The organism is Janibacter corallicola NBRC 107790 (assembly GCF_001570965.1).
GTDB classification, from domain to species: domain Bacteria; phylum Actinomycetota; class Actinomycetes; order Actinomycetales; family Dermatophilaceae; genus Janibacter; species Janibacter corallicola.
In genome coordinates this window covers 216,290-222,293 of the sequence record NZ_BCSR01000001.1, presented here as the reverse complement: position 1 = coordinate 222,293, position 6,004 = coordinate 216,290, and the positions used below count along the sequence as shown (strand labels likewise).

Annotated in this window: 6 protein-coding genes; 3 read left to right on the top strand and 3 right to left on the bottom strand. The window is 72.0% G+C overall.

Going from position 1 to position 6,004, the window contains the following annotated elements:
- Positions 1-854: sigma-70 family RNA polymerase sigma factor (locus JCO01S_RS01150; protein WP_369407276.1), on the top strand; the 854-nt coding region annotated here is incomplete at its 5' end.
- Positions 855-921: 67 nt separating this feature from the next.
- Positions 922-1,158 (top strand): hypothetical protein, encoded by a 237-nt coding sequence (locus JCO01S_RS01145; protein ID WP_068249581.1) that lies wholly within the window; start codon positions 922-924, stop codon positions 1,156-1,158.
- A 45-nt stretch (positions 1,159-1,203) separates the two neighbouring features.
- On the opposite strand, the gene JCO01S_RS01140 is transcribed toward JCO01S_RS01145, so the two are convergent.
- The 3 genes from JCO01S_RS01140 to JCO01S_RS01130 form a co-directional block, all read right to left on the bottom strand.
- A complete protein-coding gene (locus JCO01S_RS01140) occupies positions 1,204-2,157 on the bottom strand; it encodes an SPFH domain-containing protein (RefSeq protein WP_068249579.1) in 954 nt (317 codons plus the stop codon).
- Between the two features lie 154 nt (positions 2,158-2,311).
- Entirely contained in the window at positions 2,312-3,631 is a 1,320-nt protein-coding gene (locus JCO01S_RS01135; RefSeq protein WP_068249577.1) for an HNH endonuclease signature motif containing protein, read from the bottom strand.
- 104 nt (positions 3,632-3,735) lie between these two features.
- Positions 3,736-5,079, bottom strand: a complete 1,344-nt coding sequence (locus JCO01S_RS01130; protein ID WP_068249574.1) for an alpha-hydroxy-acid oxidizing protein — start codon at positions 5,077-5,079, stop codon at positions 3,736-3,738.
- A gap of 60 nt (positions 5,080-5,139) precedes the next feature.
- On the opposite strand from JCO01S_RS01130, the gene JCO01S_RS01125 reads away from it, so the two are divergent.
- The gene (locus tag JCO01S_RS01125; RefSeq protein ID WP_068249572.1) at positions 5,140-5,925 is read left to right on the top strand and encodes a phytanoyl-CoA dioxygenase family protein; all 786 of its coding nucleotides are present in this window, start codon (positions 5,140-5,142) and stop codon (positions 5,923-5,925) included.
- Positions 5,926-6,004: the final 79 nt, after the last annotated feature.

Below are 6,004 nucleotides of genomic sequence, written 5' to 3'. Positions count from 1 at the left end.
GGATCGAGGACTTCGAGCGCGAACGGCCACGGCTCGTCGCGCTCGCGACCCGCATCCTCGGTGACCACGCAGAGGCGGAGGACGTCGTGCAGCTGGCGTGGCTCCGCCTGCACGGCACCGACACCGACATCGAGTCCCTCCCGGCCTGGCTGACGACCGTCACCACGCGCCTGTGCCTGGACCGCCTCAAGTCACGGACCCCGGTGCCGCACAGCGAGATCGAGCACCCCGAGTCCTCCCCCGATATCGCCGAGGAGGTCATCCTCGCCGACACCGTCGGGGTCGCCCTCCAGGCGGTCATCGACCGGCTCACCCCGAGCGAGCGGGTGGCCTTCGTGCTCCACGACAGCTTCGGCTTCGAGTTCGCCACGATCGCCGCGATCCTCGACACGAGCCCGGTCGCCGCTCGCAAGCTCGCCTCGCGGGCACGGGGCAAGGTGCGTGGGCTTCGAGGCTCCTCCGTCGCACCTCAGCCACCGGGGGCGCCAATAGTCGACGCATTCATGGCCGCGGCCCGCGAGGGCGACTTCGACACCCTCCTGTCGTTGCTGGCGCCGGATGCCGGGATCACCGCCGACGCCGCGGCCGTGGCCGTGGGCACCCCCGAGCGCATCGACGGCCGCCGGGAGGTGGCCGAGTTCTTCAATGGCAGCGCCCGCGCGGCCCTCGCGGTGCTCGTCGGCCCCACTGCCGAAGATCTCGACGACCGCCCCGGGTCGGCGTGGTTCCACCGCGGCGAGGCCCGGGTGCTCTTCGACTTCACCATCGAGGACGGGATCGTCCACGGCATCACCTTCCGGGCCGACCCGCAGGTCCTGGCGCGCGTGCACCGCCGCCCGGACACCCGTCGCTGACGCGCGGTCACGTCCGCGCCCACCCGCTCGTCATCACGACGACACCACCCACCGGAGAGGAACCATCATGAAGACCATGACCTGCCAGCAGCTCGGCGGCCCGTGCGACCTCGCCCACCGGGGCGAGAGCGCCGATGAGGTCATCAAGGCCCAGGACCATCACCTCAAGGAGATGGAGAAGGCCGGCGACGCCGCCCACCAGCCCGCGCGCGATGACATGAAGAAGCGCTGGCGGCGTCCCCGCAAGGCGCTCGGCTGGTACAACGCGACCAAGGAGACCTTCGCCGGACTGCCGGAGGACTGAGGACCGGGCAGCGGCTCCGCCACGGCATGGCGGAGCCGCTGGCTGCTACTCCTCGGGGTCGGGGCTGCTGCCCGCGGCGGCCGCCTTGTCCGCCTCCTGGGCGGAGAGCAGCGAGGTGCGGATCTCCTGGAAGAAGTCCCCGAGCGAGCCCGGGTTCGAGGGCATGAAGAGGACGTTCGAGCGGCCGTTGCGGGCGACCTCGCCCATCGTGTCGAAGTACTGGTTCATCAGCAGCAGCTGCTCGGCGGTGTCCTCGATGCCCGCCTTCTTGAGCATCTCGTACTGCTCGGCGATGCCCGTCGCGATCGCCTTGCGCTGGGCGGCGACGCCCTCACCCTGCAACCGGCGGGCATCCGCCTCGGCCTCCGCCTGGGTCACCCGCTTGATCTTGTCCGCCTCCGCCAGCGACTGGGCGGCGACACGGTCCCGCTGGGCGGCGTTGATGGAGTTCATCGAGTCCCGGACCCGCTGGTCGGGCGAGATGTCGGTGACCAGGGTGTTGACGATCTGGAAGCCGTAGCGAGCCATGGACTCCGAGAGCCGGCTCTCCACGGACGAGGCGATGTCGTCCTTGGACTCGAAGGCGGTGTCGAGGTTCATCGTCGACAGCGATGAGCGGACGGTGTCGAAGACGTAGGAGCGGATCTGCTCCTCCGGGTTGGCCAGCTTGTAGTGGGCATCGACGACGTTCTCCTCGCCGATGACGTACTGCACCGCCACCGGGATGGTGACGAAGACGTTGTCCTTGGTCTTGGTCTCGATGTCGACCTCGAGCTGGCGCACGCGCAGCGAGATCGGACGGGTGGTCGTCTCGATGAACGGCGCCTTGATGTTCAGCCCCGGCTTGGCGACCTTCTTGAACTTGCCGAACCGCTCGACGATGACGTTCTCCTGCGTCCTGACCGTGAAGAAGATGCTGGTACGCAGTCCGCCGAAGGCGAGACCGGCCAGCACGACCAGGACGACGAGGATGACGAAGAGGGTGATCAGGACATCCATGGCGAACTCCGTCCGTTGAAGGGGCCGTGGCCCTGCACCGTATCTGGGGGTATCGACAGGAGCCAGCAGGTGGGCGTCCCAAACACACGCTGCCTACGTCGAGTGAATACTCGGCGTCGTGAGGATCGGCTGGTCCGGACACGTCACGGAGTGGTCAGGCGTGCCAGGTGACGCCGGTGCCGGTCACCGTCGCGGTGAGGTCGCGGGTGTGGACCCTCGTGTGGTGCCGTTCGCAGAGCAGCGCGGCGTTGTCGATGTCCGTCCCGCCGCCTCGGGACCACCAGGCGATGTGGTGGGCGTCGCACCACTGCGGTGGCATCGTGCACCCCGGATAGGTGCAGCCCTGGTCCCGCATCCAGAGGGCTCTTCGTTGACCCGGGGTGAAGAAGCGGACCGACCTCCCGAGGTCGAGCACCTCACCCTCCGGGCCGAGCACCGCGGGGATGATCCCCGCGTCGCAGGCCATCCGGCGCACCGCCGAGGGCGCCAGCACCTGACCGGTCGCGGTCACCCCGGCCGCGTTGGTCTGCTCGCGCAGGTCCTCGAGGTCCATCGTGACGATGACCTGGGCCTTCTCGCACTTCGGCTCCGCGCCGGGTGAGGAGACCCCGCGACGGACGAGCTCGAGCAGGGCATCCGCTCGACGCTGTCTCGCGGGGCGCGGATCGGGCTCGCCCTCCGAGCCCTTCACCGGACCGGAGAGGGCGGCCAGGGCGGCGTCCAGCACCGCCGCGCCCTCCTCGTCGAGGACGAGCTTGTAGCTGGTCATCCCGGCGGGGCCGGGGCCCTTGGTCAACGAGCGGGCCGACTTGGCCCTGCGGTCCTCGTCCTCCTGGTCCTTCTCCGGCTCCAGCAGCCGCCCGGCCTGGGCGATGGCGACTCCGAGCTGCTTCGGAGTCAGGCCACGCACCCGCTCGGTCACCGCCCCCTCCGGGCCGGAGCGCACGACGTCGTCGCGAGCGCCCTCGAGCAGAGCGCGCAGCGTCCCCTCCAGCGCCTCCTCCTGGGCGACCGGCGCGACCTGGCCGCGGAACTTGGTCAGCTGGTCCGCCTTGCCGAGCGGCAGGTCCCCCGCCTCGAAGGCCTCCCGCACCTCGCCCAGGGCCTCCCCCGCAACGCCCGAGTACCGGCCTGCGCGGTCTGTGCCCACCGTGGCCACCCGGACCACCGAGCCCACGTGGCGAGTCGTCGGGTCCGGAGCACGTTGCCCCTCCGCACGGGTGACCCAGTCGTGCACGGTCCACGCCGACTCCTCGGGCAGGCCGCGGCTCAGCCCCTCACGCACCAGGCCCACCTCGGTGACGTCGAGCAGCTGTCGCAGCCGGCCGAGGTCCCCGAGCGCATCGATCACCTCGCTGTCGCCGAGCTGCCAGAAGTCCTCATCACCACCCGCCGCCCGGACCAGCGACCGCAGCGCGTCCCGCAGGCCGGGGGCGGTCCCGTACCTCTCGTGCAGCTGCGTCATCGTCGACATGCTTCGATCATATGTTCGACCACTGACAATGCACCCGGCCCGACCGGATCTGTGGAGGACACCTCGCCGGTCAGCGGGGTTGTGGACGGGATCCCGACTCGAGGTCAGGGCGCCGTGGGCACGTCCCCGCCGAGCAGGTCGCGCGTGACGTCCGCGATCGAGGCAGCCCCCACCAGTCCCATCATCAGGTCCAGCTCCGCGAGGACGCCGTCGACGACGGCGCTGACCCCCTTCGCACCGTCGAGGGCGAGCCCGTAGATGTGGGGGCGGCCCAGCAGGCAGGCATCGGCGCCGAGCGCCAGCGCGACGAAGAGGTCCGCACCGGTGCGGATCCCGCTGTCCATGAGCAGCGTCGGCTCCGGCCCGACGGCCTCCCGGATCCGCACCAGGGCGTCCAGCGCGGCGATCGAGCGGTCCACCTGCCGGCCACCGTGGTTGGAGACGACGATCGCGTCGACCCCGGCGTCGAGGGCCCTCCGGGCGTCCTCCTCGTGGAGCACCCCCTTGAGCACGACCGGCAGCGAGGTGCGCCGGGTGAGCGTGGCGATGTGCTCCCAGGACAGCCCCGGGTTGGAGTAGATGTCGAGGAAGGTCTCGACCGCCGCCCGCGGCTCCGGCGAGCGCAGGTTGGCCCGCAACCGCCCCGGGTGCTCCCGGGCCATCGACAGCAGGGTGGCGATCCCTCCCTTCGCTGCCCTCGCGAGCTGCACCGGCCGCCGCGGGTCGAGGCCGAGGTCGCCACCACCGGCGCCGCCGGCCAGCCGCTCACGGACGAGTGCCATGAACCGGGGGTCGGAGGTGTACTGCGCGATCCCCTGCCCGCGGGCGAAGGGGAGGCTGCCCAGGTCCAGGTCCTGCGTGCGCCAGCCGAGCATCGTCGTGTCGAGGGTGACGACGAGCGCCTCCGCGCCGGCGGCCTCCGCCCGGGCGATCATCGAGTCGACGAGCTCCTCGTCGACGGACCAGTACAGCTGGTACCAGAAGGGGGTCCCGGCCATCGCGCGCGCCGTCGCCTCCATCGGGCAGCTGCCCTGGCTGGAGAAGACGTACGGGATCCCGCTGGCGTGGGCGCCCCGGGCGATCTGCACGTCCGCCTCGGCGGCGACGAGACCGGCCGCACCCACCGGCGCGAGCAGCAGCGGCGCCGGCAGCTCGGTGTCCAGGACGCGGGTGCTCAGGTCCCGCTGCGTGGTCGCGTGCAGCATCCGGGGCACGACCCGCCAGCGGTCGAAGGCCTCACGATTGGCCCGGGCGGTCGCGCCCGTGCCCGCGCTGCCCGCCACATAGGCCCACGCCCGGCGGCTCATCGCCCGACGGGCGCGGCGCTCCAGCTCGGTGACGTCGGTGGGCACGGTCGGCGTGAGGCCCAGTGCGCCGGGCCGGTAGATCGCGTCCTGCCGGGCACGGCCCGGACCGGGGGGTGGCGGCGACTCGGCGGGGGTGCTCATGACGGGAGCCTAAGGGGCATCCCACCACGACCCCCGCGCACCGCGCATGATGGAGAGACCATGACGCTGACTGACTCCGAGATCGAGGCCTTCGTCCGCAACGGCTTCGTCCGCGTCCCCGGCGCCGTGCCGGAGGAGACTGCGCTCGCCTGCCGCGACGAGCTGTGGCGCGCGAGTGGGTGCCAGCCGGACGACCCGGCGACCTGGACCCGACCGGTGATACGCATCGCCTCGATGTCCACCCCACCCTTCGTGGCCGCCGCCCGCGCCCAGCCGCTCGAGGAGGCCTACGACCAGCTCGTCGGCCCCGGCGGGTGGCAGCCGACGGCGGGCCTCGGCACCTTCCCGCTGCGCTTCCCCAGCGCCGAGGACCCCGGTGACGCCGGCTGGCACGTGGAGGCGAGCCTCGCAGGCGACGAAGGGGAGATGCGCGTCAGCCTGCGTTCGCGGGGGCGCGCGCTGCTCGCGCTCTTCCTCTTCAGCGAGGTCGGTGAGGACGACGCGCCGACACGGGTGCGTGTCGGCTCGCACCTCGACGTGCCGTCGCTGCTGCACGGTGCCGGCGAGGCCGGCAGGGAGTGGATGACCTTGTGCCAGGAGGCGGTCCCCGCGTCCGCGGGACGCCCCGTCGAGCTGGTCACGGGGGCACCGGGCGACGTGTACGTCTGCCACCCCTTCCTCGTCCACGGCGCGCAGCCGCACCGCGGGAGCCGCCCACGCTTCATGGCCCAGCCGCCGGTGGTGCCGACCGGTGAGCTGGACCTCGGGACCGCCGAGCCCACACCCGTGGCCAGGGCCGTCCTGGCAGGACTCGGCTCGGCCGGCGGCGTGGGCAAGCAGGGGTGATCCGAGGATGCGCCGCCGTGGGTGCGATCCGTGCGCGAGGACGACCCGACCGAGCTGGCGACAGGTCCTGCCTCCGGCT

Coding starts and splice junctions, on each gene's coding strand:
- JCO01S_RS01145 (WP_068249581.1), top strand. CDS start 922: ATGAAGACCATGACCTGCCAGCAGCTCGGCGGCCCGTGCGACCTCGCC.
- JCO01S_RS01140 (WP_068249579.1), bottom strand. CDS start 2,157: ATGGATGTCCTGATCACCCTCTTCGTCATCCTCGTCGTCCTGGTCGTG.
- JCO01S_RS01135 (WP_068249577.1), bottom strand. CDS start 3,631: ATGTCGACGATGACGCAGCTGCACGAGAGGTACGGGACCGCCCCCGGC.
- JCO01S_RS01130 (WP_068249574.1), bottom strand. CDS start 5,079: ATGAGCACCCCCGCCGAGTCGCCGCCACCCCCCGGTCCGGGCCGTGCC.
- JCO01S_RS01125 (WP_068249572.1), top strand. CDS start 5,140: ATGACGCTGACTGACTCCGAGATCGAGGCCTTCGTCCGCAACGGCTTC.